Annotated in this window: 22 protein-coding genes and 2 tRNA genes; 9 read left to right on the forward strand and 15 right to left on the reverse strand. The window is 71.2% G+C overall.

The genetic code is table 11. The features are described from left to right. Positions 1–112: 112 nt before the first annotated feature. A complete protein-coding gene (locus AB0D45_RS11440; RefSeq protein WP_362457267.1) occupies positions 113–2,734 on the reverse strand; it encodes a valine--tRNA ligase in 2,622 nt (873 codons plus the stop codon). Between the two features lie 127 nt (positions 2,735–2,861). Here AB0D45_RS11440 and AB0D45_RS11445 point away from each other — a divergent pair, with 127 nt between their 5' ends. After that, entirely contained in the window at positions 2,862–3,815 is a 954-nt protein-coding gene (locus tag AB0D45_RS11445; RefSeq protein WP_362457270.1) for a hypothetical protein, read from the forward strand. A gap of 72 nt (positions 3,816–3,887) precedes the next feature. Here the strand turns inward: AB0D45_RS11445 and clpX are convergent, their stop codons facing one another. The 5 genes from clpX to AB0D45_RS11470 form a co-directional block, all read right to left on the reverse strand. Further along, positions 3,888–5,174, reverse strand: coding sequence for an ATP-dependent Clp protease ATP-binding subunit ClpX (clpX, locus tag AB0D45_RS11450; protein WP_030229634.1), 1,287 nt, complete (start codon positions 5,172–5,174; stop codon positions 3,888–3,890). Between the two features lie 153 nt (positions 5,175–5,327). Continuing rightward, positions 5,328–5,981, reverse strand: a complete 654-nt coding sequence (locus AB0D45_RS11455) for an ATP-dependent Clp protease proteolytic subunit (RefSeq protein ID WP_361601710.1) — start codon at positions 5,979–5,981, stop codon at positions 5,328–5,330. Positions 5,982–6,084: 103 nt separating this feature from the next. Next, positions 6,085–6,702, reverse strand: a complete 618-nt coding sequence (locus AB0D45_RS11460) for an ATP-dependent Clp protease proteolytic subunit (RefSeq protein WP_361601682.1) — start codon at positions 6,700–6,702, stop codon at positions 6,085–6,087. Positions 6,703–6,986: 284 nt separating this feature from the next. Further along, positions 6,987–8,372: a trigger factor gene (gene tig, locus AB0D45_RS11465; protein WP_362457274.1), complete on the reverse strand. Its 1,386-nt coding sequence runs from the start codon at positions 8,370–8,372 to the stop codon at positions 6,987–6,989. Positions 8,373–8,551: 179 nt separating this feature from the next. Beyond that, positions 8,552–8,628: transfer RNA gene (locus AB0D45_RS11470), tRNA-Pro, on the reverse strand. A gap of 179 nt (positions 8,629–8,807) precedes the next feature. Between AB0D45_RS11470 and AB0D45_RS11475 the strand changes: the two genes are divergently transcribed. After that, positions 8,808–8,878 (forward strand) — tRNA-Gly (locus AB0D45_RS11475). 93 nt (positions 8,879–8,971) lie between these two features. On the opposite strand, the gene AB0D45_RS11480 is transcribed toward AB0D45_RS11475, so the two are convergent. The 3 genes from AB0D45_RS11480 to AB0D45_RS11490 all read right to left on the reverse strand — a co-directional run bounded on the left by AB0D45_RS11480 (position 8,972) and on the right by AB0D45_RS11490 (position 11,188). Continuing rightward, positions 8,972–9,166: a hypothetical protein gene (locus AB0D45_RS11480; RefSeq protein ID WP_361601697.1), complete on the reverse strand. Its 195-nt coding sequence runs from the start codon at positions 9,164–9,166 to the stop codon at positions 8,972–8,974. Between the two features lie 184 nt (positions 9,167–9,350). Beyond that, a complete protein-coding gene (locus AB0D45_RS11485; RefSeq protein ID WP_362457277.1) occupies positions 9,351–9,806 on the reverse strand; it encodes an HD domain-containing protein in 456 nt (151 codons plus the stop codon). Then, positions 9,803–11,188, reverse strand: a complete 1,386-nt coding sequence (locus AB0D45_RS11490; RefSeq protein ID WP_362457280.1) for a pyridoxal-dependent decarboxylase — start codon at positions 11,186–11,188, stop codon at positions 9,803–9,805. The genes AB0D45_RS11485 and AB0D45_RS11490 overlap by 4 nt, the downstream gene beginning before the upstream one ends. A gap of 128 nt (positions 11,189–11,316) precedes the next feature. On the opposite strand from AB0D45_RS11490, the gene AB0D45_RS11495 reads away from it, so the two are divergent. Continuing rightward, entirely contained in the window at positions 11,317–11,901 is a 585-nt protein-coding gene (locus tag AB0D45_RS11495) for a DUF4232 domain-containing protein (protein ID WP_362457283.1), read from the forward strand. Continuing rightward, positions 11,898–12,500 (forward strand): ATP-binding protein, encoded by a 603-nt coding sequence (locus AB0D45_RS11500; protein WP_362457286.1) that lies wholly within the window; start codon positions 11,898–11,900, stop codon positions 12,498–12,500. The genes AB0D45_RS11495 and AB0D45_RS11500 overlap by 4 nt, the downstream gene beginning before the upstream one ends. Before the next feature lie 157 nt (positions 12,501–12,657). On the opposite strand, the gene AB0D45_RS11505 is transcribed toward AB0D45_RS11500, so the two are convergent. Both AB0D45_RS11505 and AB0D45_RS11510 read right to left on the reverse strand, forming a co-directional pair. Then, the gene (locus AB0D45_RS11505) at positions 12,658–13,443 is read right to left on the reverse strand and encodes an ABC transporter ATP-binding protein (protein WP_362457289.1); all 786 of its coding nucleotides are present in this window, start codon (positions 13,441–13,443) and stop codon (positions 12,658–12,660) included. 122 nt (positions 13,444–13,565) lie between these two features. Continuing rightward, complete coding sequence (locus AB0D45_RS11510) at positions 13,566–14,708, reverse strand: PP2C family protein-serine/threonine phosphatase (protein ID WP_361610670.1); 1,143 nt, start codon at positions 14,706–14,708, stop codon at positions 13,566–13,568. 117 nt (positions 14,709–14,825) lie between these two features. Here AB0D45_RS11510 and AB0D45_RS11515 point away from each other — a divergent pair, with 117 nt between their 5' ends. Further along, on the forward strand, positions 14,826–16,058 hold the full coding sequence (locus AB0D45_RS11515; RefSeq protein WP_362457292.1) for a GNAT family N-acetyltransferase: 1,233 nt from the start codon (positions 14,826–14,828) through the stop codon (positions 16,056–16,058). A gap of 22 nt (positions 16,059–16,080) precedes the next feature. Here the strand turns inward: AB0D45_RS11515 and AB0D45_RS11520 are convergent, their stop codons facing one another. After that, positions 16,081–16,887, reverse strand: coding sequence for a DNA-formamidopyrimidine glycosylase family protein (locus AB0D45_RS11520; RefSeq protein ID WP_362457295.1), 807 nt, complete (start codon positions 16,885–16,887; stop codon positions 16,081–16,083). Positions 16,888–16,949: 62 nt separating this feature from the next. Further along, positions 16,950–17,438, reverse strand: a complete 489-nt coding sequence (locus tag AB0D45_RS11525) for a ribose-5-phosphate isomerase (protein WP_361601966.1) — start codon at positions 17,436–17,438, stop codon at positions 16,950–16,952. A gap of 219 nt (positions 17,439–17,657) precedes the next feature. On the opposite strand from AB0D45_RS11525, the gene AB0D45_RS11530 reads away from it, so the two are divergent. Continuing rightward, the gene (locus tag AB0D45_RS11530) at positions 17,658–19,091 is read left to right on the forward strand and encodes an amino acid permease (RefSeq protein ID WP_362457298.1); all 1,434 of its coding nucleotides are present in this window, start codon (positions 17,658–17,660) and stop codon (positions 19,089–19,091) included. A gap of 97 nt (positions 19,092–19,188) precedes the next feature. Here the strand turns inward: AB0D45_RS11530 and AB0D45_RS11535 are convergent, their stop codons facing one another. Then, entirely contained in the window at positions 19,189–19,773 is a 585-nt protein-coding gene (locus AB0D45_RS11535; RefSeq protein ID WP_362457301.1) for a biotin transporter BioY, read from the reverse strand. 314 nt (positions 19,774–20,087) lie between these two features. On the opposite strand from AB0D45_RS11535, the gene AB0D45_RS11540 reads away from it, so the two are divergent. The 3 genes from AB0D45_RS11540 to AB0D45_RS11550 all read left to right on the forward strand — a co-directional run bounded on the left by AB0D45_RS11540 (position 20,088) and on the right by AB0D45_RS11550 (position 23,853). After that, the gene (locus AB0D45_RS11540; protein WP_362457304.1) at positions 20,088–21,476 is read left to right on the forward strand and encodes an amino acid permease; all 1,389 of its coding nucleotides are present in this window, start codon (positions 20,088–20,090) and stop codon (positions 21,474–21,476) included. A gap of 145 nt (positions 21,477–21,621) precedes the next feature. Beyond that, positions 21,622–23,028 (forward strand): amino acid permease, encoded by a 1,407-nt coding sequence (locus AB0D45_RS11545; protein WP_362457307.1) that lies wholly within the window; start codon positions 21,622–21,624, stop codon positions 23,026–23,028. Positions 23,029–23,196: 168 nt separating this feature from the next. Further along, complete coding sequence (locus AB0D45_RS11550; protein ID WP_361601981.1) at positions 23,197–23,853, forward strand: superoxide dismutase; 657 nt, start codon at positions 23,197–23,199, stop codon at positions 23,851–23,853. 125 nt (positions 23,854–23,978) lie between these two features. Here AB0D45_RS11550 and AB0D45_RS11555 read toward each other — a convergent pair whose 3' ends face one another. Beyond that, positions 23,979–24,626, reverse strand: coding sequence for a DsbA family protein (locus AB0D45_RS11555; protein WP_361601984.1), 648 nt, complete (start codon positions 24,624–24,626; stop codon positions 23,979–23,981). Positions 24,627–24,673: the final 47 nt, after the last annotated feature.

Consider the following 24,673-nt stretch of genomic DNA (forward strand, 5'->3'; position numbering starts at 1 on the left):
TGTACGGCACCCACGTGTCCCGGTGCCGGCACGCGCGAAGGCCCCCGTACCGTCCTGCGACGGTACGGGGGCCTTCGTACGCGAGTACGCGACGGCGCGCGCCGCGACGGGACTACGCGGCAGGCAGCCCGGCCAGCTGCGCCTGGATCCGGGCGATGTCCGCCTCGGCCTTGGCGAGACGGCCCTTGATCTTGTCCACGACGTTGTCGGGGGCCTTGGCGATGAACGCCTCGTTCCCGAGCTTCGCCTCCGCCTGCTGCTTCTCCTTCTCGGCCGCGCCCAGGTCCTTGGTCAGGCGCTTGCGCTCGGCGGCCACGTCGATGGTGCCCGACAGGTCGAGCGCGACGGTGGCGCCGGCGACCGGCAGGGTCGCGGTGGCGCTGAAGGCGTCGCCCTCCGGCTGGAGGCGCAGCAGCTGCCGGATGGCGGCCTCGTGCGCGGCCAGCGGCGTACCCGCCAGCTCCAGGCGGGCCGGGACCTTCTGGCCGTCCTGCAGGCCCTGCTCCTTGCGGAACCGGCGGACCTCGGTGACCACGGCCTGGACGCTCCCGATCTCGGCCTCGGCGGCGTCGTCGCGGAAGCCGCTGTCCTTCGGCCACTCGGCGACGACCAGGGACTCACGCCCGGTCAGCGTGGTCCACAGCGTCTCGGTGACGAAGGGGACCACCGGGTGCAGCAGCCGCAGCATGACGTCGATGACCTCGCCGAGGACCCGGCTGGAGACCTTCGCCTGCTCGCCGCCCGCGAAGAAGGTCGTCTTCGACAGCTCGACGTACCAGTCGAAGACCTCGTCCCACGCGAAGTGGTAGAGGGCCTCGCTGAGCTTGGCGAACTGGAAGTCGTCGTAGTAGCCGTCGACCTGCGCGACCGTCTTGTTCAGCCGGGACAGGATCCAGCGGTCGGTCGCCGACATCCGCTCGACCGGCGGCAGGTCGCCCTCGATCGTCGCGCCGTTCATCAGCGCGAAGCGCGTGGCGTTCCAGATCTTGTTGGCGAACTTGCTGGAGGCCTGGACCCAGTCCTCGCCGATCGGCACGTCGGTGCCGGGGTTGGCGCCCTTGGCGAGGGTGAAGCGGACGGCGTCGGAACCGTACTTGTCCATCCAGTCGAGCGGGTCGACGACGTTGCCGAAGGACTTCGACATCTTCTTGCCGCGCTCGTCGCGGACCAGGCCGGTCAGCGCGATCGTCTTGAAGGGGACCTCGCCGTCCATGGCGTACAGGCCGAACATCATCATCCGGGCGACCCAGAAGAAGATGATGTCGTGGCCGGTGACCAGGACGTCGGTGGAGTAGAACTTCTCCAGGTCCGGGGTCTTCTCCGGCCAGCCCAGCGTGGAGAACGGCCACAGGCCGGAGGAGAACCAGGTGTCCAGGACGTCGGTGTCCTGGGTCCAGCCCTCGCCCGTGGGCGCCTCGTCGTCGGGGCCGACGCAGACGACCTCGCCGTCCGGGCCGTACCAGACCGGGATGCGGTGGCCCCACCACAGCTGGCGAGAGATGCACCAGTCGTTGAGGTTGTCGACCCAGTCGAAGTAGCGCTTCTCCATCTCCTGCGGGTGGATCGCGACGCGGCCGTCGCGGACGGCGTCGCCCGCGGCCTTGGCCAGCGTCTCGACCTTGACCCACCACTGGAGGGACAGGCGCGGCTCGACGGTGGTGCTGCACCGCGAGCAGTGCCCGACGGAGTGCAGGTAGGGGCGCTTCTCGGCGACGATCCGGCCCTGCTCGCGCAGCGCGCCGACGACCGCGGAACGGGCCTCGAAGCGGTCCAGGCCGAGGAAGGGGCCGTGGACGGTGATGACACCGTGCTCATCCATGATCGTCATGTTGGGCAGGTCGTGGCGCTGCCCGATGGCGAAGTCGTTCGGGTCGTGGGCGGGCGTCACCTTGACGCAGCCGGTGCCGAACTCCGGGTCGACGTGCGTGTCCGCGACGACCGGGATCGAGCGGTCGGTGAGCGGCAGCTTGATGAGCCGGCCGACCAGGTGCTTGTAGCGCTCGTCGTCCGGGTGGACGGCGATGGCCGTGTCACCGAGCATCGTCTCGGCGCGGGTGGTGGCGACGACGAGGCTGTCCTCGCCCTCGCCGTAGCGGATGGAGACGAGCTCGCCCGCGTCCTCCTGGTACTCCACCTCGATGTCGGAGATGGCCGTCAGGCAGCGGGGGCACCAGTTGATGATGCGCTCGGCGCGGTAGATCAGCTCGTCGTCGTAGAGCTTCTTGAAGATCGTCTGGACGGCCTTGGACAGGCCCTCGTCCATGGTGAAGCGCTCACGGCTCCAGTCGACGCCGTCGCCGAGGCGGCGCATCTGGCCGAGGATCTTGCCGCCGTACTCTTCCTTCCACTGCCAGACGCGCTCGACGAACTCCTCGCGGCCCAGGTCGTGGCGGGACTTGCCCTCCTCGGCGAGCTGCTGCTCGACCTTGTTCTGGGTGGCGATGCCGGCGTGGTCCATGCCGGGCAGCCACAGCGACTCGAAGCCCTGCATGCGCTTGCGGCGGGTCAGGGCGTCCATGAGCGTGTGCTGGAAGGCGTGGCCCAGGTGGAGCGAGCCGGTGACGTTCGGCGGCGGGATGACGATGGTGTACGGGGGCTTCTCGCTCGCGGGATCGGCCGTGAAGTACCCACGCTCCACCCAGCGCTCGTAGAGCTTCCCCTCTACCTCGGCCGGCGCGTACTGGGTCGGCAGTTCGGAGTCGGGGGCGCTGGGTGTCTGCGTGTTCTCGGTCACGGGCACAGTTTAGGGCCGTAACGGTCCGGTACTGAAACCGGTAATGCGGGGGCCCGAGTGCCCTCTCGCCCATGCCTTCCGCAAGGATGTGTGAAACGGATAAGCAGACCTCACAGGGGGACGCGGGATGAGTTACCACCAGCCAGGGCCGTACGGCCAGCAGCCGCAGCAGCCGGGTCCCTACGGGCAGCAGCCCCCGCCGCCCCCGAACCCGTACGGCCAGCAGCCGCAGCAGCCGGGCTACGGCTACCCCCAGCAGGCCCCGCCGCCGCCCGGCCCGCCGCAGGGCTACCCCCAGCAGGGCGGCTACCAGACGCCTCCTCCCCCGCCGGCCCCGCAGCCCGCGTACGGCTACCAGCAGCAGCCGCAGCAGCCGGCGTACGCGCCCCCGCCGCAGCCCCCGAAGAAGTCGAAGGCCGGCCCGATCATCGCGGTGGTCGTCGCCGTGGCCGTGATCGCGGGCGGCGCCTGGTGGTTCCTGGGCGCCGGCGGCCCGGTCTCGGACGACACGAAGGGCTACAAGCTGGTCGCCCCGGAGTCGGTGGGCGAGTTCCAGAAGAACCCGAAGTACACAGAGAAGCCGATGACGGACAAGGACAAGCAGGAAGCCGCGGCCGCGGGCATCAAGAACCCCACCCAGGTGGGGATGAGCTACCTCTCCGGCGATCCCAAGAATCCCCTGTCGCAGAAGGGGATCAACTTCAGCGGTGTCTACGGCGACATCGCCGACCCCGAGAAGACGGTGGACGGCTACTTCGCCCTGTTCAAGTTGAAGACCTCCGAGACCAACGACAAGTCGACGGCAGAGCTCATCGGGAAGCCCAAGGAGATCACTCCGAAGGGCTTCGAGGGCGCCGTGCTCAAGTGCCAGGACCTCAAGCTCTCCGCGAAGGACCCCGCAACGGCCAAGGGGCCCAAGGAATTCACGCTGCCCATCTGCATCTGGGGTGACTACAGCACCCTGAGCGTGGTCAGCGCGAGCGACGCCGTCTCCATCCTCGCCGGCAAGCAGGGCTACACCCTGGAGCAGACCGCGGACTTCGCCGCGCAGCTCTACAAGACCGCCCGCGTCAAGAAGTAGCGGCGCGCGGACGACGAAGGAGGGGCGCCCCGGATGTCCGGGGCGCCCCTCCTTCGTGTGCGCTGCGGGTCGCTACGCCGACTTCTCGTGCGGGCCCTGGTCCTTCGGGACGATGCGGGGGACCAGCGTCGGGTTGACGTTGGAGCGGACCACGTCGGCGGTGATGACCACGCGGGCCACGTCCTTGCGGGACGGGACCTCGTACATCACCGACATCAGGACCTCCTCCATGATGGCGCGCAGGCCGCGCGCGCCCGTCTGGCGCAGGATCGCCTGGTCGGCGATGGCCTCCAGGGCCTCGCGCTCGAAGTCCAGCTCGACACCGTCGAGTTCGAACAGGCGCTGGTACTGCTTCACCAGCGCGTTGCGCGGCTCGACGAGGATCTGGAGCAGCGCCTCGCGGTCCAGGTTGTGCACCGAGGTCAGGACGGGCAGGCGGCCGATGAACTCGGGGATCATCCCGAACTTCACCAGGTCCTCCGGCATGACCTCCTGGAACTGGTCGCTCGCCTCGATCTCGCGCTTCGAACGGATCGTCGCCCCGAAGCCGATGCCCTTGGCGCCCGCGCGCGACTCGATGATCTTCTCCAGGCCGGCGAAGGCGCCGCCCACGATGAAGAGCACGTTCGTCGTGTCGATCTGGATGAACTCCTGGTGCGGGTGCTTGCGTCCGCCCTGCGGGGGCACCGAGGCCGTGGTGCCCTCCAGGATCTTCAGGAGGGCCTGCTGGACGCCCTCGCCCGAGACGTCCCGGGTGATCGACGGGTTCTCGCTCTTGCGGGCGACCTTGTCGATCTCGTCGATGTAGATGATCCCGGTCTCGGCCTTCTTGACGTCGTAGTCGGCCGCCTGGATCAGCTTCAGCAGGATGTTCTCGACGTCCTCGCCGACGTAGCCCGCCTCCGTCAGCGCCGTCGCGTCGGCGATGGCGAACGGGACGTTGAGCATGCGGGCCAGCGTCTGCGCCAGCAGGGTCTTGCCGGAGCCCGTGGGACCCAGCAGCAGGATGTTGGACTTCGCGAGCTCGATCGCGTCGTCGCGGCCCTGCGCGCCGCCGTTCTCGCCGGCCTGGACGCGCTTGTAGTGGTTGTACACCGCTACCGAGAGCGCCTTCTTCGCCGGCTCCTGGCCGACGACGTAGCTCTCCAGGAACTCGTAGATCTCACGGGGCTTGGGGAGTTCCTCCCACCGGACCTCGGAGGTCTCCGCGAGTTCCTCTTCGATGATCTCGTTGCAGAGGTCGATGCACTCGTCGCAGATGTACACACCGGGTCCTGCGATGAGCTTCTTCACCTGCTTCTGGCTCTTTCCGCAGAACGAGCACTTGAGCAGGTCGCCGCCGTCACCGATGCGTGCCACGAGGTGCTTCCCCTTCGCCTGGGAGACGCCTGGTTCAGCGCTCCTGGTGCCTCATATCCGACGGTACCTTGCCGGGGGCCCCGTTCGGGGCCCCCTTGACGCGGTTCACATCGCGGGATTCCGCTCTGTCGCCACGCCAGTTGCCGGCAAGGATCAGACCGCGTTCATCTTGCGGGTCGAGACGATCTGGTCGATCAGGCCGTACGCCAGGGCGTCCTCGGCCGTGAGGATCTTGTCGCGCTCGATGTCCTCGCGGATCTTCTCGATCGGCGTGGACGAGTGCTTGGCCAGCATCGTCTCCAGCTGGTCGCGCATGCGCAGGATCTCGTTGGCCGCGATCTCCAGGTCGGAGAGCTGCTCGCGGCCGGTGCCGCCCGAGGGCTGGTGGATCAGCACGCGGGCGTTCGGCAGGGCCATGCGCTTGCCGGGGGTGCCGGCGGCGAGCAGGACCGCGGCGGCGGAGGCCGCCTGGCCCATGCAGACCGTCTGGATGTCCGGCTTCACGAACTGCATCGTGTCGTAGATGGCCGTCAGCGCGGTGAAGGAGCCCCCGGGGCTGTTGATGTAGATCGAGATGTCGCGGTCCGGGTCCATCGACTCCAGGCACAGCAGCTGCGCCATGACGTCGTTGGCCGAGGCGTCGTCGATCTGCACGCCGAGGAAGATCACGCGCTCTTCGAAGAGCTTCGCGTAAGGGTCGTACTCGCGCACGCCCTGCGAGGTGCGCTCGACGAAGCGCGGGATCACGTAGCGGTTGTCGACCTGGGGGCCGGAGTAGAGGCCGCTCGCGGAGAAGTTGTTCTGCATCTGGGTGTTCACCGTCCTGGTGGCGTTCTGCGGGCTGGGGGTGCCTGGCTCGGGCGGGCTGGCGTACGGGTCCTCGTACGGGCCCCCGTACGCCGGGCCGGGATCAGGCCCCGGTGCCGCCGCCGCCCGGGACCAGGGACGCGGCGGAGATGATCTCGTCGATGAGGCCGTACTCCTTGGCCTCCTCCGCGGTGAACCAGCGGTCGCGGTCGCCGTCGCGGATGATCGCCTCGACGGTCTGGCCCGAGTGGTGGGCGGTGATCTCGGCCATGCGCTGCTTGGTGCGCAGCAGGTACTGGGCCTGGATCTTGATGTCGGAGGCGGTGCCGCCGATGCCGGCGGAGCCCTGGTGCATCAGGATGTCGGTGTTCGGGAGCGCGAAGCGCTTGCCCGTCGCGCCGCCGGTGAGGAGGAACTGGCCCATGGAGGCCGCCATGCCCATGCCGATGGTGACGACGTCGTTCGGGATGTACTGCATGGTGTCGTAGACCGCCATGCCCGCCGTCACGGAGCCACCGGGGCTGTTGATGTACAGGTAGATGTCCTTCTCCGGCTCGGCGGCCAGGAGGAGGAGCTGCGCCGTGATCTTGTTCGCGATGTCGTCGTCGACCTGCTGGCCGAGGAAGATGATGCGTTCGCCGAGCAGCCGGTTGTAGACATGGTCGCCGAGGCCGCCACCGATGGACGGCTCACCCGCGGCGTAAGGCTTCAGATTCGTCACGTATCCACCTGCTCGTCTCCGACGGCCACATGCCGTCTCAGCGTCTCGTTCTGGGGCGCGGACCTACCAGGGGGCGATGCCCGCCGGCGTCGGGTACTCCCGTGCCCTCGTATTCATGGACCCTAACGCGCAGGTAGGACAACGCCATCCCGCTTCCCGAACTGTTCGCTCGGAGCGCAAGCTCCCGAGCACTTCACGAGGGCACGGGGAAGGGCCCGGACGCGGCTGCGTCCGGGCCCTCCGGGGCACTGCGCGGGGACTCCGCCAGGGAGCCTCCCGGGGTGTTACTTGGCCTCGTCGTCACCCTCGGCGGCGGCCTCGGTCACCTCGGCGGAAGCCTCGGCCTCGACCTCGTCCTCGTCGTCGGAGAGGTCGACGACCTCGCCGTTGGTGTCGACGACCTTGGCGGCCTCGACGACGACCGCGAGGGCCTTGCCGCGGGCGACCTCGCCGACGAGCATCGGGACCTGGCCGCCCTCGACGACGGCCTGGGCGAACTGGTCGGGGGACATGCCGGAGGACTGGGCACGGCGCATGAGGTGCTCGGTGAGCTCCTCCTGGTTGACGCCCAGCTTCTCCTTGTTGACCAGCGCGTCGAGGACGAACTGGGTCTTGATGCCCTTGACGGCCTGCTCGGAGGTCTCGGCGTCGAACTCCTCGGCCGTCTTGCCCTGGATCTCGAGGAACTTCTCGAGGTTCAGGCCCATCTGGCCGAGCTGGTGGTGCTCCAGGTTGTGCTTGCGGGTCTGGACCTCGTCCGCGAGGAGCTTCTCGGGGATCGGGACCTCGACGAGCTCCAGCAGCTTCTCCAGGACGCGCTCCTGGGCCTGCGTGGCCTGGTCGTACTGCTTCATGTTCTCGAGGCGCGTGCGGCTGTCCGCCTTGAGCTCCTCGAGGGTGTCGAACTCGCTCGCCATCTGGGCGAACTCGTCGTCCAGCTCCGGCAGCTCGCGGGCGGCGACCTTGGTGACCTTGACGGTGACCTCGGCGTCCTTGCCCTCGGCGGAGCCGCCCTTCAGCTGGGAGGTGAAGGTGGCCTCGCCACCGGCCTCCAGGCCGGTCACGGCCTCGTCGATGCCGTCGAGGAGCTCGCCCGAGCCGATGGTGTAGGAGACGTCGGTGGCGACGCCGTCCGCGAGCACCTCGCCGTCGACCTTGGCCTCGAGGTCGATGGTGACGACGTCACCCTCGGCCGCGGCGCGCTCGACGTCCTTGGTGGACGCGAAGCGGCTGCGCAGCTGCTCGACCGACTTCTCGACGTCCTCGTCCGAGACCTCGACCGCGTCGACCTCGACCTCGATGCCGGAGTAGTCCGGGATCTCGATCTCGGGGCGGACGTCCACCTCGGCGGTGAACTTCAGGAGCTCGTTGTCCTTCAGCTCCGTGATGTCGACCTCGGGCTGGCCCAGCGGGTTCAGGTCCGCCTCGTTGACGGCCTCGGTGTAGAACTTCGGGAGGGCGTCGTTGACGGCCTCCTCCAGCACCGCACCGCGGCCGAAGCGCTGGTCGATGACCCGGTTCGGGATCTTGCCCTTGCGGAAGCCCTTCACCGTGACCTGCTGGTTGATCTTCTTGTACGCCGCGTCGAGGCTGTCCTTGAGCTCCTCGAAGGGCACCTCGACAGTGAGCCGAACCCGAGTCGGGTTCAGGGTCTCCACGGCGCTCTTCACGGTTCGGTCTCCTTGTGGCTGACTGCTGGGGGTTCTGCCGGAACGCTGCGATTCAGCGGCCTCGACGGATTCGGCCCGGTACATCAGACACACGGGCACGCAGCTTGCATAGTAACCGCAAGCGGCAATCAGCCCACAACGCGATCTTCACGAACGATCCCGGTGGCGGGCGGTACTGGTGGTCGGGGTGGCCGGATTCGAACCGACGACCTTCCGCTCCCAAAGCGGACGCGCTACCAAGCTGCGCCACACCCCGTCGGTGCGACACGTAGGGTACATGCCCGGAGACCCTCCGACGCCAGTGGTTTCCCCGGCGGGCGCACGCGCGCGGAGGGGCGGGCCCGGACACGGCGGGAAAAGCGGTGTGCACTCCCCCCGCGCGACCCGCTAGGATGCTGTCCGTGCCGCGGTCCCCGGACCTGCGGCGCGCGTGCTGCGGGTGTAGCTCAATGGTAGAGCCCTAGTCTTCCAAACTAGCTACGCGGGTTCGATTCCCGTCACCCGCTCTCGAGGGCCCAGGGCCAGGTCGGAGATCTTCTCCCCGACCTGGCCCTGAGTCGTTTCCCGGATCGTTCCAGGGGCCGCCGCGGCGCCGGGTTTCAGAGCTTGATGCCCGCGATGGTGTCCGCGAGGGAGTTCAGGAAGCGGTTGACGTCCGGGGCGATGGAGCTGGACGCGAGGAAGAAGCCGAAGAGGACCGCGACGATCGCGGGGCCGGCCTTCATGTGCTTGCCGCGGATCATGATCACCAGGATGATCGCCAACAGAACCACGACTGACAGCGAAATGGCCACTACTGATCACACCTTCGGTCGTCCCCTGGCCGGCCCGGGCGCACGGCCGCGCGCGCCCCACATGCACCATCCTCCCACCAACCGGCCGCCGCTACCCGCCTCGTGACGAATCGCCATCACGCCAATACCGCCAAGCGGGCATGTATCGGGCATATTTCGGGCGCGTCGCGGACGGCGGGGCGGGTCAGGGGACCGTGATGCCGAGCAGCGAGCGGACGTGGGCGTACTTCGCGGTCAGCCGGTCGCGGGTGGGCGCGTCCAGTACGGACAGGCGTACCGGGTCGGCGTTGTGCGCGAGGTCGGCCTCCTTGACGAGGAGGGCTCCGGGGGTGGCGAGGATGCGGGCGGCGTATTCCGCGAGCGGTTCCCCGGGGCGTTTGGTGAGGGCCAGGACCATGGCCTTGACCTCCTCCGGGAGGGCGGCCGCCGTGAGCTGCGCGGGGGTGAGCGCCTCGTCCTCCACGGCGTCGTGGAGCCAGGCCGCGGCCTGCTGGGCGGGGCTGCCGCCGCGCAGGCGGACGCCCTCGGCGACGGCCGCGAGGTGCTCTGCGTAGGGGCGGCCGGCCTTGTCGGTCTGCCCCTCGTGCGCGGAGCGGGCGAGGGCCTCCACCTCGGCGAGGGTCAGGGGACGGTCCGTCATGCGATCTCCTTCGCTGCCGTGCTCAGGGCCTCGGCGGCCCGGCGCACGTCCTGCTGCGTGGTGCGCCAGTTGGAGAACGCGGCGCGCAGGGCGGGGGTTCCCCCGTACACCGTGGGGGTGACGAAGACGTCGGCGGCGACGGCCTCCCGCAGCGCGGCCAGGCGTTCGGGGGTGGGGGCCTCGGCGAGGGTGAAGCAGACGACGTTGAGGCGGACCGGGGCCAGCAGCCGCAGGGCCGGGTCGCGGTCGAGCCGCTCGCCGAGGGAGCGGGCGCAGGCGATGTCCCGTTCGACGATCTCGCGGTGGCCCTCGCGGCCGTAGGCGCGGAGGGTGAACCAGGCGGCGAGGGCGCGCAGCCGGTGGGAGTTCTCGGGGGTGAGGTGGACCAGGTCGGGGTCGGCGCCGAGGGGTCCGAGGTAGGCGGCGGCGTTGGCGAAGACGCGGGACTGGAGGTCGCGGCGGCGGGTGAACTGGACGGCGCTGTCGTAGGGGACGTTGAGCCACTTGTGCAGGTCGACGCAGACGGAGTCCGAGGCGTCGAGGCCCGCGACGAGGGGGGCGTGCTGCGGGGAGAGGGCCGCGAAGGCGCCGAAGGCGGCGTCGGTGTGGAGCCAGAAGCGGTGGCGTGCGCGCAGGGCGGCGAGGGCGGGCAGGTCGTCGAAGTCGACGGTGTTGACGGTGCCGGCGTTGGCGACGACCACGGCGGGGCCGGGCGTGTCGGCCAGCGCCCGGTCGAGGGCGGCGGGGTCGACGGCCTCCCGGCCGGGGAGGGTGGGCACCCGGACGAGGGCGGCACGGCCGAGCCCGAGGACGGACAGGGCCTTGGCGATGGAGGAGTGCGGGGCGCCGGACAGTACGCGGACGGGGCCGAGCGCGGCGACGCCGTCCTCGGAGGGGGACACCCCGCGGCGCTCACCGAGCCATTCGCGGGCGATGGCGAGGCCGGCGGTGTTGGACATGGTGGCGCCGCTGACGAAGGTGCCGGTGTGGGCGTCGGAGAGGCCGAACAGCTCGCGCAGCCAGCCGACGGTCTCGCGTTCGAGGTGCTGGCCGGCGCCGTCGAGGGCGGAGTTGGAGTTCTGGTCGTGGGCGGCGGTCAGCCAGTCCCCGGCGAGGGCGGCGGGGGTGGCGCCGCCGGTGACGAAGCCGAGGTAGCGGGGGCCGGCGGAGGCGGAGAGGCGGGGGGCCCAGCGGGTCAGGAAGTCGGCGAGGGCGGCTTCCGTGCCGGTGCCGCGCTCGGGCAGGGGCGTGGGCGGCGGCGCGTCCTGCGGCGGTACGACGGGGCGGTCGCCCAGGGACGCGAGGGCGTCGGCGGCGGCGCGTCGGGTGGCGTCGAGGAGCTCGGGGAGGCGGGCGAGGTCGGCGGCGAGCGTGCGGTCCATGGCGGGGACGGTAGACGCCCGGGGCGCGGGGCGGACGGTCCAATCCGCACCGGGTGGCCGGGCGGGGCCCTCGCCCCGGGCGGGGAGGCGGGCTGGGGGCCGTGGGGGGGGCGGCGTAGGGTCGGGGGGTGGGGGAATTCAGGGGGCTGGGGCGCGTCGGGGTGGTTGCGGTGTTGGCCGCCGGGGTGTTGGCGGGGTGCGGGGTGCGGGTGGCCCCGATCGAGGACGGGCCGGCGCAGGACCGGCGGGGCGGGGCACCGACCCCGACGGCCGGGCCGTGCCCCGAGGGCGGGGTACGGCTGCTGGAGGACGCCGGTGACGCGGCGATGGGGCTGCGGGTGGCGGGGCTGCGGCTGGTCAACTGCGGCGCGCAGGCGTACGTACTCCAGGGCCATCCGGAGCTGCGGCTGCTGGACGGGCAGGAGCGGCCGGTGGAGGTGTCGGTCGGGCAGGGGTCGAACGGGATCGCCTCCTCGACCGGTCTCGACGCCGCGCCGCAGCCGGTGACGCTCGCCCCCGGCGAGGCGGCGTCGGTGGCGCTGCTGTGGCGGAACCTGGTCACCGAGGCGAGTACGCCGCCCGTCGAGGGGTGGGTCGTGGACCTGGCCCCGAAGCCGGGCGCGCCGCGGCTGCGGCTGCGGCTGTCGGCGCCGGTCGACCTCGGGCACACGGGGAAGCTCGGGGTCGGGCCCTGGACGGCGGTGGCGCGGTGATCGTCTGGCTCAACGGCCCCTTCGGCGGGGGCAAGACGCAGACCGCGTACGAGCTGCACCGGCGGCTGCCGGGCAGCGCGGTGTGCGATCCGGAACACGTGGGCTTCGGGCTGCACCGCATGCTGCCGGGTCCGCTGCGCGGGGACTTCCAGGACCTGCCGGCCTGGCGGCAGGGCGTGTTCGAGGTGCTGGACCTGTCCGCCCGGCGGTATCCGGGGGTGCTACTGGTGCCGATGACGGTGACCGACCCGGGGTACTTCGCGCAGACGGTCGGACGGCTGCGCGAAGCCGGCCACGACGTACGGCACTTCGCGCTGCTGGCCGGACGCGAGACGGTGCTGCGCCGGCTGCGGGAGCGCGGGCTGGGCCGGGGCCTGAAGCGGGAGAGCTTCGCGGTGGCCCGCCTCGACGGGTGCCTGGAGGCGCTGCGCGCGCCGGAGTTCGCGGAGCACCTGGCCACCGACCGGCTGACGGTGTCCCGGGTCGCGGACCGGGTCGCGGCCTCGGCCGGCCTGGCCCTGGCCCCGGACCTGGACGGCCCCGTGCGGGGCCGGCTGCGCCGCGCCCTGGTCGGGGTGCGGCACATCCGCTTCGACTAGGGGCGCCAGCCGCCCGAAGGGCGGGCCCTGCGGCGTCTGGTGCCGTGCATCGCACGGCGGAGGGCCGCCCGCGTACTGGACGTACCCGGGCCGGCCCGACAACGCGGCGAGGTGCGGTGCCAGGCGTCGCAGGGCAGGCGGGACTGTGCGGACACCCCTAGGCCGCGTGCGCCGGGGCCGCCCGGCCGGTCGTCAGGGTGGTCATGCGGGTCGCGATCACGGGGGCCGGGCTGCGCGGGAGGCGGTCCGCGATGAGGCCGTCGGCGAGGAAGAGCACCTGGTCGGCGTGGGCGGCGGCGGCCGGGTCGTGGGTGACCATGACGACGGTGGCCCCGAGGGAGTCGACCGCGTCCCGCAGCAGGCCGAGCACCTCGGCGGCGGTGGTGGTGTCGAGGGCGCCGGTCGGCTCGTCGGCGAAGACCACGTCGGGCCGGGTGACCAGCGCCCGGGCGATGGCCACCCGCTGCTGCTGGCCGCCGGAGAGCTCGGCGGGGCGGCGCCGGCCCTTGCCCTCCAGCCCGACCCGTGCGAGCAGCTCGGCGGCCCGGGCCCGGTCGTGGCGGCCGCCGCCGAGGCTCAGCGGGAGCAGGACGTTCTGCTCGACGGTCAGCGAGGGCAGCAGGTTGAAGGCCTGGAAGACGAAGCCGAGGCGGCTGCGGCGCAGCACGGTGAGTTCGTTCTCGTTCATCGCGGTGATCTCGGTGCCGCCGAGCCGGACGGAGCCCTCGGTGGGGACGTCGAGTCCTGCGGCGCACTGGAGGAAGGTGGACTTGCCGGAGCCGGAGGGGCCCATGACGGCGGTGAAGCTGCCGCGCGGCAGGGTGAGGTCGATCCCGCGCAGGGCGTGTACGGCGGTGGCGCCGCGCCCGTAGACGCGCCGTACGCCGCGCAGCTCGACGGCGGGTGCGCCCTCGTCGTGCCGCCTGGTCCGCCTGAGCCCCATGGCGTGCCGCCTTCCGTGCCGGGTCCGCTGCTGTCGTCCCCGACGCTACGGATCGCCCGGGGGCGCGGCCATGGAGCGGCCCGGCGGACGGCTGGTGGGGTAAACCCCACCCCCGGGGGGGCTCAGGGTGAGCGGCGGATGAGGAGGAGGGCGCGGTCGTCGTTGACGTCCTTGGCGACCTTTTCGATGAGGTGCCAGGCGGCGCCGTCCCAGCCGGCGGCGACGTAGCGGTCGGCTTCTCCGGTGAGCCGGTCGATGCCTTCGGCGATCTCGCGGTCGGCGGTCTCGACGAGGCCGTCGGTGAAGAGCATCAGGACGTCGCCGCGCCGCAGGTTGCCCCGGGCCGGTTCGAAGTCGGCGCCGTCGTAGACGCCGAGGAGGGGGCCTTCGCCGGAGACTTCCTGCCAGCGGCCGGTGCCGGCGGAGAGCTGGAGGGCGGGGAGGTGGCCGGCGGAGAGGAGTTCGTAGTCGCCGGTCTCGAGGTCGAGGACGAGGTGGATGGAGGTGGCGAAGCCCTCCTCCCAGTCCTGGCGGAGCAGGTAGCCGTTGGCGGCGGGGAGGAACTGGCGGGGCGGCAGGGCGCCGAGGAGACCGCCGAAGGCGCCGGAGAGGAGGAGGGCGCGGGAGCCGGCTTCCATGCCCTTGCCGGAGACGTCGGTGAGGACGACCTCCAGGGTGCGGCCGCCGTTGGTGCGGGCGGCGACGACGAAGTCGCCGGAGAAGGACTGGCCGCCGGCCGGGCGCAGGGCCATCTCGCGGTGCCAGCCGCGGGGCAGGGCGGGCAGCTTGCTCTGGACCCGGATGCGTTCGCGCAGGTCGAAGAGCATGGTGCCGCCGCGTCTCCAGGGCACGCCGACGCGGCTGCGGAACTGGGCGATGACCAGCCCGAAGAACCCGCACGCGGCCACCACGAGCACGGTCCCCGGGGTCACCCGGGCGGGTCCCTGGGTGTACGGGCCGAGGACGAGGGCTTCGACGATCAGGGCGGACGCGGCGGCGGCGTACAGGCCGAGCAGGCTGGCGGGCCGCAGCAGGAGGCCGCCGGCGACGATGGGCAGGACCAGGGCCGACGGGGAGAACCAGACGGGCATCAGGAGTGTGCCGCAGGCCATGGCGGGCACGGTCAGGAGGAGGCCGCCGAAGGCCAGCCAGTCGGAGGCGTCCCCGCGGAAGTAGTCGACGGCGGATTTGCGCATGGCGGTGCGGGCCCGGTGCGACAGCATGCGCATCCGGGCCGTGAACGTCTCGACGCGCGCTCCGGCCATTGCTCCGGGACCCTATCCATCCCGGCTGTGACCGCGCAGGGGGACCCCCGGACCGAGGGTGCTCCGCGGGGCGAAAACCCTTCGACCGCGGCGGAACGCCCGGGCGAGGATGACCGCATGACTCTTGAGACGCGGGTGGTGCGGCACGACGAGTGGGACACCTGGTTCGATCATCTGGAACTGGCGTTCGGCGGCGTGCCCGAGGTCGCCTCGGTCCGGGAGCTCTACCGGTCCCTGACGGAGCTCGACCGGTCCCTCGGGGTCTGGGACGGCGGGGACTGCGTCGGCTCCGCTTCGGCGTTCGGCTTCCGGCTGTCGGTGCCGGGCGGGGCCCTGGTCCCGGCGTCGGGCGTGACCATGGTCGGTGTCGCACCGACCCATCGCAGGCGCGGGGTGCTCACCTCGATGATGCGTCGCCAATTGGACGACATCCGTTCGAGTGGCGGGGCACTCGCCGTGCTGACGGCGTCGGAGCCGGAGATCTACGGCCGCTTCGGGTACGGCATCGCCACGTACGCCGTGGCCGTCGACATCGACACCACCCGGGTACGGATTTCCGCGCCGCCGGGGACGGACGGGGTGCGGCTGCGGCTCGTGGACCCCGAGAAGGCCCTCGCGGACTGCGAGCGGGTCTACGCCGCCCTGGTCGCGGGCCGGCCGGGCATGCTCGCGCGGCAGCCGGGATGGGAGCGGCAGGCGCTCGTGGACCCGGCGGAGCACCGCGACGGGGCGTCGCCGCTGAAGTGCGTGGTGGCCGAGGGGCCGGACGGCGAGGTGGCCGGGTACGCCCGCTACCGGGTCAAGTCCGACTGGGACCAGAGCGGTCCGGACGGCACGGTCCAGGTCGGCGAGGTGCACGCACCGGACCCGGCGGCGTACGCGGCGCTGTGGCGCTACCTCTTCGAGATCGACCTGACCTGTCGCGTACGGGCGTCCGGGCGGCCCGTGGACGATCCGCTGCTGCACCTGGTCAGCAACGTCCGACGGGTCCGGGCGACGCAGCGGGACGGGCTGCACGTGCGGCTGGTGGACCTGCCGGCGGCGCTGGAGGCGCGGGAGTACGGAGCGGGGGTGGACGTCGTCGTCGAGGTCGAGGACGGGTTCTGCCCGTGGAACGCGGGACGGTGGCGGCTGACGGCCGCCGACGGGGCCGCACGGTGCGTACGCACGGAGGCCGCCGCCGACCTGGCGCTGTCGGTGCGGGAACTGGGCGCGGCCTACCTGGGCGGGGTCACCCTGACCTCCCTGGCGGCGGCGGGCCGGGTGCGCGAGCTGCGGCCGGGCGCGCTGCGGGAGGCCTCCCGGGCCTTCGCGGGCGACGTCGCCCCGTGGCTCCCCCACGGCTTCTAGGCGCCGCCGCGCAAGGCGTCCTCTAGCGCTGCTGGCAGCCCGGGCACCAGAAGAGGTTGCGGGCGGCGAGGCCGGCGGTGCGGATCTCGCCGCCGCAGATGTGGCAGGGCATGTTCGCCCGCCGGTAGACGTACACCTCGCCGCCGTGGTCGTCCACCCTCGGCGGGCGGCCCATGGCCTCGGGGAGGTGCTCGTCGCGGACCGTGTCGATGCGGTTGTTCCGTACGCCCTCGCGCATCAGCACCACCAGGTCGGCCCACATCGCGTCCCACTCGGCGCGGGTGAGGTCCTTGCCGAGCCGGTAGGGGTCGATGCCGTGGCGGAAGAGGACCTCGGCGCGGTAGACGTTGCCGACGCCCGCGACGATCTTCTGGTCCATCAGCAGCGCGGCGATCGTGGTCCGGCTGCGGGAGATGCGGGCCCAGGCGCGGCCGGGGTCGTCGGCCGGGCGCAGGGGATCCGGGCCGAGGCGGTCGTGTATCGCCTTCTTCTCGCCCTCGCCGATCAGGGCGCAGGCGGTGGGGCCGCGCAGGTCGGCGTAGTGGTCGTCGTTCAGCAGGCGCAGCCGGACCGTGTCGGTGGCCGGCGGGGCGGGGGCGGGGCCGAAGCCGAGCTTGCCGAAGAGCCCTAGGTGGATGTGGATCCAGGCGTCGCCCAGCTCCAGGAAGAGGTGCTTGCCGTGCGCCTCGGCGCTCTCCAGCTCCCGGCCGTCGAGCAGGGCCGCGCTCTCGGCGAAGCGGCCCTGCGGGCTGCTCACCCGTACCGGGCGGGCGGCGAAGCGCTCGGTGTGGTCCTGGGCGAGCCGGTGGATCGTATGCCCCTCGGGCACGGCGGTGCTCCTCGATACGCATGGGCGTGCCGCCGGACGGGTGCGTCCGGCGGCACGGGGTCCTACTGGTCCTGCGGGTGGTGGGCCGGGATCGGGGGGAGCTCGCCGGTGGTCTCGTACGCGGAGAGCATGTCGATGCGGCGCGTGTGGCGCTCCTCGCCGGAGTACGGGGTCGCCAGGAAGGCCTCGATGAAGGCGGTGGCCTCGTCCTGGGTGTGCATGCGGCCGCCGACGGAGATGACGTTGGCGTTGTTGTGCTCGCGGCCGAGCTTCGCGGTCTCCACGCTCCAGGCGAGGACGGCGCGGACGCCCTTGACCTTGTTGGCGGCGATCTGCTCGCCGTTGCCGGAGCCGCCGATCACGATGCCGAGGCTGTCGGCGTCCGCGGCGGTCTTCTCCGCGGCGCGCAGGCAGAACGGCGGGTAGTCGTCCACCGCGTCGTAGATGTGGGGCCCGCAGTCGACGGGCTCGTGGCCGTTGTTCTTGAGCCAGTCCACCAGGTGGTTCTTGAGCTCAAAGCCGGCATGGTCGGATCCGAGATACACGCGCATGGGTCGAGTGTGGCATGCGTGACCCCGAGGGACGGCAGAGGGGTGTCGCATAAATCACTTCTAAACCTCAAGTAAACCCAAAGAACGCAGACGGGAGGGGTCGGGACCTTGGTCCCGCGTTGGGGGCCTCGGGTAACTATCGGACGAAGGTCTTCCGTCTAGCGGGGGTATCGGGTTTGAATGCCGGAACTCTCCACCCGAGAACCTAAGGATTCGTCCATGAGCACGACGACGACCCTTCAGAAGGCAGGCGACCCGACCGGCGAACCCGGTTCCGCCCAGCCCTCCGACGGTCTCAAGGCCGGTCTCAAGAACCGCCACCTTTCCATGATCGCCATCGGCGGTGTCATCGGCGCCGGCCTCTTCGTCGGCTCCGGCGGCGGCATCGCCAAGGCCGGCCCCGCCATCCTGATCTCGTACGCCCTCGTCGGCGCGATGGTCGTCTTCGTGATGCGGATGCTGGGCGAGATGGCCGCCGCCAGCCCGAACTCGGGCTCCTTCTCCGCGTACGCCGACCGGGCGCTGGGCCGCTGGGCCGGCTTCTCCATCGGCTGGCTGTACTGGTTCTTCTGGGTCGTCGTGCTGGCCGTCGAGGCCACCGCCGGCGCCGTCATCCTCGAGGGCTGGGTCCCGGCCGTCCCGCAGTGGGCCTGGGCCCTGATCGTGATGGCCGTGCTGACCGTCACCAACCTCGGCTCGGTCGCCTCCTACGGCGAGTTCGAGTTCTGGTTCGCGGGCATCAAGGTCGTCGCCATCGGCGCCTTCGTGATCGTCGGCATGCTCGCCGTCTTCGGCGTGCTGCCGGGCTCGGACAACCCGGGCGCGGGCTTCGCGCACCTGACCGACACCGGCGGGTTCATACCCAACGGCTGGGGCTCCATCCTCACCGGTGTGCTGATGGTCGTCTTCTCCTTCATGGGCAGCGAGATCGTCACCCTGGCGGCCGGCGAGTCCGAGGACCCGCGCCGCGCGGTCACCAAGGCCACCAACTCGGTGATCTGGCGCATCGGCGTCTTCTACCTGGGCTCGATCTTCATCGTCCTGACCCTGCTGCCGTGGAACGACAAGTCGATCGTGGACAAGGGCTCGTACGTCGCCGCCCTCGACTCGATCGGCATCGCGCACGCCGGCCAGATCATGAACGTGATCGTCCTGACGGCCGTGCTGTCCTGCCTGAACTCCGGCCTGTACACCGCCTCCCGCATGGCGTTCTCGCTGGGCGAGCGCGGTGACGCCCCCAAGGCCTTCGCCAAGGTCAGCAAGAAGGGCGTCCCGACCGCCGCCATCCTGGGCTCCGTGGTCTTCGGCTTCATCGCCGTCTACTTCAACTACGCCTACAAGGACACGGTCTTCGACTTCCTGCTGAACGCGTCGGGTGCCATCGCGCTCTTCGTGTGGCTGGTCATCTGCCTGACCCAGCTGCGGATGCGCAAGATCCTGGTCCGCGAGGCGCCGGAGAAGCTCACCGTCAAGATGTGGCTCTTCCCGTACCTGACCTGGGCCACCGCGGCGATGATCACCTTCGTCCTCGGCTACATGGTCTACGACGACGGCAACCGCAAGACGGTCATGCTCTCGCTGCTGGTCGCCGCCGTGGTGGTGGTCATCGGTGTGGTGCGCAACGCCCGCCGCAAGACCGCCGTCGACGCGTAGTCCCGCAGGCCGCACTTCCCGTACGTCCCCTACCTCCCGTAGGGACACGACAGCCCCGGACCGCACGCGCGGTCCGGGGCTGTCGTACGGGCGGGGCTCAGCCGCGGCGGCCGGCCAGCTTCCAGGCGGCCGGCAGCGCGCCCATGGCCAGCGCGGCCTTGAGGGCGTCGCCGATCAGGAACGGGACCAGGCCCTTGGCGACGGCGGTCTCCAGGGACATCCCGGTGACGGCCATCAGGTACGGCACGCCCACCGCGTAGATCACCGCGGAGCCCAGCACCATCGTCCCGGCCATGCGCAGCACCGAGCGGTCGCCGCCGCGCCGCGCGAGGGCGCCGACGAGGGTGGACGCGAGCAGCATGCCGAGGACGTACCCGAAGGTCGCGCCGCCCGCGCCGGAGCCGCCGTTCGCGAACCACGGCACGCCGGCCATGCCGACCAGGGTGTAGAGCGCGAGCGACAGGAAGCCGCGGCGGGCGCCCAGCGCGGTGCCGACGAGCAGGGCCGCGAAGGTCTGCCCGGTGATCGGGGCGGCGAGGCCGTCGACCTGGACGGACAGCTGGGCGGCCATGCCGGTGAGCGCGGCTCCGCCGACGACGAGGGCGGCGTCGCGGACGCGGCTCGCGGGCAGCAGGTCGGCGAGGACGGCGCCGGGCCGGAAGGAGACGGAAGCGGTGCTCATCGAAGGCTCCGGAAGGTGGGTGGTCGGGCGGGACACCGCGACGTTAGCCGCCGGCCGACCGCCGCCCCACCGCCGACCGGGACAAAGGCATACTGTCCGGTTTGGTGGGGACCGCACAAAGGGTCGGCACTACACCCGAGTTGGAGTGATCCCGATCACGGCCCGCATGCGATGACACATCCTTTTTGCTCCGGAGGCTCCCTTCCGGCCAGACTGTAGGTTCCCGCCAATCCCCCCGGATCTCCCGCCCCTTGCCCGCCCATCCCTTGCGCAGCCCCCGGCGTCGCTTGCCTACCGAGAGTACGAATCTGCTCATGCGCGAAGACCTGTCCGTCACCGAGGGCGGCCTGCCCCCGGAACCCCTGAGCCACAGCCTCAAGCAGCGTCACCTGACCATGCTGGGCCTCGGCGGCGTCATCGGCGCCGGCCTCTTCGTCGGCTCCGGCGCCGGCATCGGCATCGCCGGCCCCGCGATCATCTGCTCGTACCTGCTGGCGGGCGTGCTCGCCATGCTGGTGATGCGGATGCTCGGCGAGATGTCCGCGGCGATGCCCGCCTCCGGCTCGTTCTCCGTGTACGCGGAGAAGGCCCTCGGGCGCTGGGCCGGCTTCTCGGCCGGCTGGCTGTACTGGTTCCTGCTGGTCGTGGTGCTCGCCGTGGAGGCGACCGGAGCGGCGAACATCGCGCACGGGTGGGTGCCCTCGGTCGACCAGTGGCTGTGGGTGCTGATCTTCATGGTGGTCTTCACCCTCAGCAACCTGGCGGCGGTGCGGAACTTCGGCGAGTTCGAGTTCTGGTTCGCGGCCCTCAAGGTCGGCGCGATCGTCCTGTTCCTGATCCTCGGCACCCTGGCGGTCTTCGGCCTGCTGCCGGACACCGAGCCGGTGGGGACGGCCAACCTGACCGGGCGGGGCGGCTTCTTCCCGGCCGGCCTCGGCGGGGTGGTCGCCGGCATGCTTGCGGTGGTCTTCGCCTTCGGCGGCCTGGAGGTCGTCACCATCGCGGCCGCCGAGTCGGACGACCCGGCCAAGTCCGTGTCCCGGGCGGTGCGCAGCGCGGTGTGGCGCATCCTCTTCTTCTACGTCGGCTCGATGCTGGTCATCGTGAGCCTGCTGCCGTGGGACTCGCTGGAGCCCGGTCAGAGCCCGTACGTCGCCGTCCTCGACTCCATCGGGATCCCGGCGGCCGGCCAGATCATGAACATCGTGGTGTTCGTGGCGCTGCTGTCGGCGCTGAACGCGAACCTCTACGGCTCGTCGCGCATGGTGTTCTCGCTGGCCGAGCGGGGGGAGGCGCCGAAGGCGCTGCTGAAGGTCTCCGGCAGCGGGGTGCCGACGCGCGCGGTCCTCGCCTCGGTGGCCTTCGGCTTCGTGTCGGTGGTGCTGAACCTGCTGTGGCCGGACACGGTCTTCCTCTACATGCTCAACGCGGTCGGCGCGGTGCTGCTGTTCGTGTGGGTGCTGATCGCGGTCTCGCAGCTGCGGCTGCGGCCCCGGCTGGAGCGGGACATGCCGGAGCGGCTGACGCTGCCGATGTGGGCGTTCCCGTACCTGACGTGGGCGGCGCTGGCCGGGATGGCGGCGGTCCTGGTGCTGATGCTGTTCGACGACTCGGCGCGGCCGCAGCTGCTGTGGTCCTCCGGCGCGGCGGCCGTGGTGCTGCTGGTGGCGTGCTACCGGGAGGTGCGGGACCGCCGGTCCTGACCCCTCGGCAGGTGTGCGGCAGGCCCGGGACCTCGGTCCCGGGCCTGTTCCGCTTTCCGGGGCGGGCGGTCACGTCCCGTGAGAGGGGTGTCCGGATGATGGACGCCCGACGTCCGATAAACGGACGCTCGGCAGACTGGCCCGCATGAGTCAGAGCACCACCGCACGTCCCGCACAGCAGGGTTCCCCGGCCCGAGAGGCCGGGAACCCCCTCGGCAACGGCCTCAAACAGCGCCACCTCTCGATGATCGCCCTCGGCGGGGTCATCGGCGCCGGGCTCTTCGTCGGCTCCGGCGCCGGCATCGCGGCCGCCGGCCCCTCGATCGTGCTGGCGTACGCCGTGTCCGGGCTGCTGGTGATGTTCGTGATGCGGATGCTCGGCGAGATGTCCGCCGCCAACCCGGCCTCCGGTTCCTTCTCCGTGCACGCCGAGCGGGCGATCGGGCCCTGGGCCGGCTTCACCGCGGGCTGGATGTTCTGGATCCTGCTGGTGGTGGGCGTCGCCATCGAGGCGATCGGCGCGGCGCACATCCTGGCGGGCTGGTTCCCCGGCACCCCGTCGTGGATGTGGGTGCTGGTGCTCATGGTGGTCTTCACCGCCGCCAACCTGGGGGCCGTCTCGCGCTTCGGCGAGTTCGAGTTCTGGTTCGCCGCCCTCAAGATCGGCGCCATCGGGCTCTTCCTCGCCCTGGGCGTCCTCGCCGTCCTGGGCCTGCTGCCCGGCACCTCCTCCCCCGGCGCCGCCAACCTGCTGCACGACGGCGGCTTCCTGCCCCACGGGGTCGACGGGCTGCTGGTCGGCCTGCTCGCCTCGGTCGTCGCGTACGGCGGGCTGGAGACGGTGACCATCGCGGCCGCCGAGTCCGAGGACCCGGTCAGGGGCGTGGCCAAGGCGGTGAGGACCACCATGTGGCGGATCGCGGTCGTCTACGTCGGCTCGATGCTGGTCATCGTCACCCTGCTGCCCTGGAACGACCCGGGTGTCACCGAGCACGGCCCGTACGCCGCGACGCTGGACCACCTGGGCATCCCGGCCGCCGGCCAGATCATGAACGCCGTCGTCCTGATCGCCCTGCTGTCCGCGATGAACGCCAACATCTACGGCTCCTCGCGCATGGCCCACTCCCTGGTCGCGCGGGGCCAGGGACCCCGGGCGCTGGGCAGGGTCTCGGGCGGGGTGCCCCGGCGGGCGGTGCTGGCCTCGGCGGGCTTCGGCTTCGTCACCGTCCTGCTGTCGTACTGGTACCCGGACACCCTGTTCGCCTGGCTGCTGAACATGGTCGGCGGGGTCATCCTCGTCGTCTGGGGCTTCATCGCGGTCTCGCAGTTCGTGCTGCGCCGGCGCCTGGAGCGCGAGGCCCCCGGGCGGCTGGTCGTGCGAATGTGGGGCTTCCCGTACCTGACGTGGGTGGCGCTGGCCGGGGTCGCCGGGGTGCTGGTGCTGATGGCCCTGGGCGAGGACACCCGCGTGCAGGTGGTCTTCACCGGCGGGCTGACCGCGGCGCTGGCCGCAGCCGGGTACGCGGTGCAGCGCCGGGCGGCGCGCGGCTGACGGCCCGGCAGCCCCTGCGCCAGGAGGCGGACCCCGTGTGCGACGCGGGGTCCGCCTCCCGTCGTACCGAGGCGACCCTTACGTGTGACCCGGAATAGATACTGCTAGCGTGCAGTTGCGCATTAATTGCAATAAGCGATTGGCACGCCGAGGGGACCGGACACACGCATGGCCATCTACACGCTTCCTGAGCTTCCTTACGACTACGCGGCGCTCGAGCCGGTGATCAACCCGCAGATCATCGAGCTCCACCACGACAAGCACCACGCGGCCTACGTCGCGGGCGCCAACACCACGCTCGAACAGCTGGAGGAGGCGCGCGACAAGGAGAACTGGGGCGCGCTGAACGGCCTGGAGAAGAACCTGGCCTTCCACCTCTCCGGCCACATCCTGCACAGCATCTACTGGAACAACATGGCCAGCCCGAAGACCGGCGAGGGCGGCGGCGAGCCCTCCGCGGCCGACGGCGTGGGCGACCTCGCGGACGCCATCACCGAGTCCTTCGGCTCCTTCGCCAAGTTCAAGAAGCAGCTCACCTTCGCGTCCTCCGCGACGCAGGGCTCCGGCTGGGGCGTGCTCGCGTACGAGCCGGTCAGCGGCCGCCTGGTCGTCGAGCAGGTCTACGACCACCAGGGCAACGTGGGCGTCGCCAGCACTCCGATCCTGGTCTTCGACGCCTGGGAGCACGCCTTCTACCTCCAGTACAAGAACCAGAAGGTCGACTTCATCGAGGCGATGTGGAACGTCGTCAACTGGCAGGACGTCGCCCGGCGCTACGCCGACGCCAAGGCCAACACCCCGCTGCTGATCCCCGTCAAGGGCTGAACGGCACCCCGCAGGACCCGCCCGCCTCGTGATCGTCTTCTCAGCCTTCGCGTGCGGGCGTGCAGAGCGGAAGACCCCCGTGAGGACGTGACTCACGGGGGTCTTCCGTAGGTGTCCGGGCCGGACTACTCGAAGGACGGGCCCTTGGTGCGGGTGCGCTTGATCTCGTAGAAGCCGGGGGTCGAGGCGACCAGCAGGGTGCCGTCCCACAGGCGGGCGGCGGCCTCGCCGCGCGGAGCCGGCGTCACGACCGGGCCGAAGAAGGCCACCTCGTCGCCGTCGGCGCCGGGCACGGAGATCACCGGGGTGCCGACCTCCTGGCCGACGCGCTCGATGCCGTCGTTGTGGGAGTCGCGCACGACGTGGTCGTACTCGTCGGAGTCGGCGTAGGCGAGCAGCTCGGCCGGCAGCCCGACCTCTTCCAGCGCGTCGGCGATGACCTCGCGCGTCGCGCCCCGGTCCTCGTTGTGGATGCGGGTGCCGAGCGCGGTGTACAGCTTGCCGGTGATCTCGTCACCGTGCTTCTGCTGCGCCGCGATCACCACGCGCACCGGCGCCCAGCCCTTGGGGCCGACGATCTCGCGGTAGCGCTCGGGCAGCTCGTCGAGCTTGTCCTCGTTGAGCACGGCGAGGCTCATCACGTGCCAGCGGACTTCGACGTCACGGACCTTCTCGACCTCGAGCATCCAGCGGGAGGTCATCCAGGCCCAGGGGCAGAGCGGGTCGAACCAGAAGTCGACCGGCGTCTTCTCACGCACCTGGGTGTCGGTCATGGTTCTCCTCAAGTCACATAAGGCGTCACGGGTCATGTTCTTATCCG

The sequence above is a fragment of the Streptomyces sp. NPDC048352 genome, from assembly GCF_040651895.1.
Taxonomy (GTDB): Bacteria; Actinomycetota; Actinomycetes; order Streptomycetales; family Streptomycetaceae; genus Streptomyces.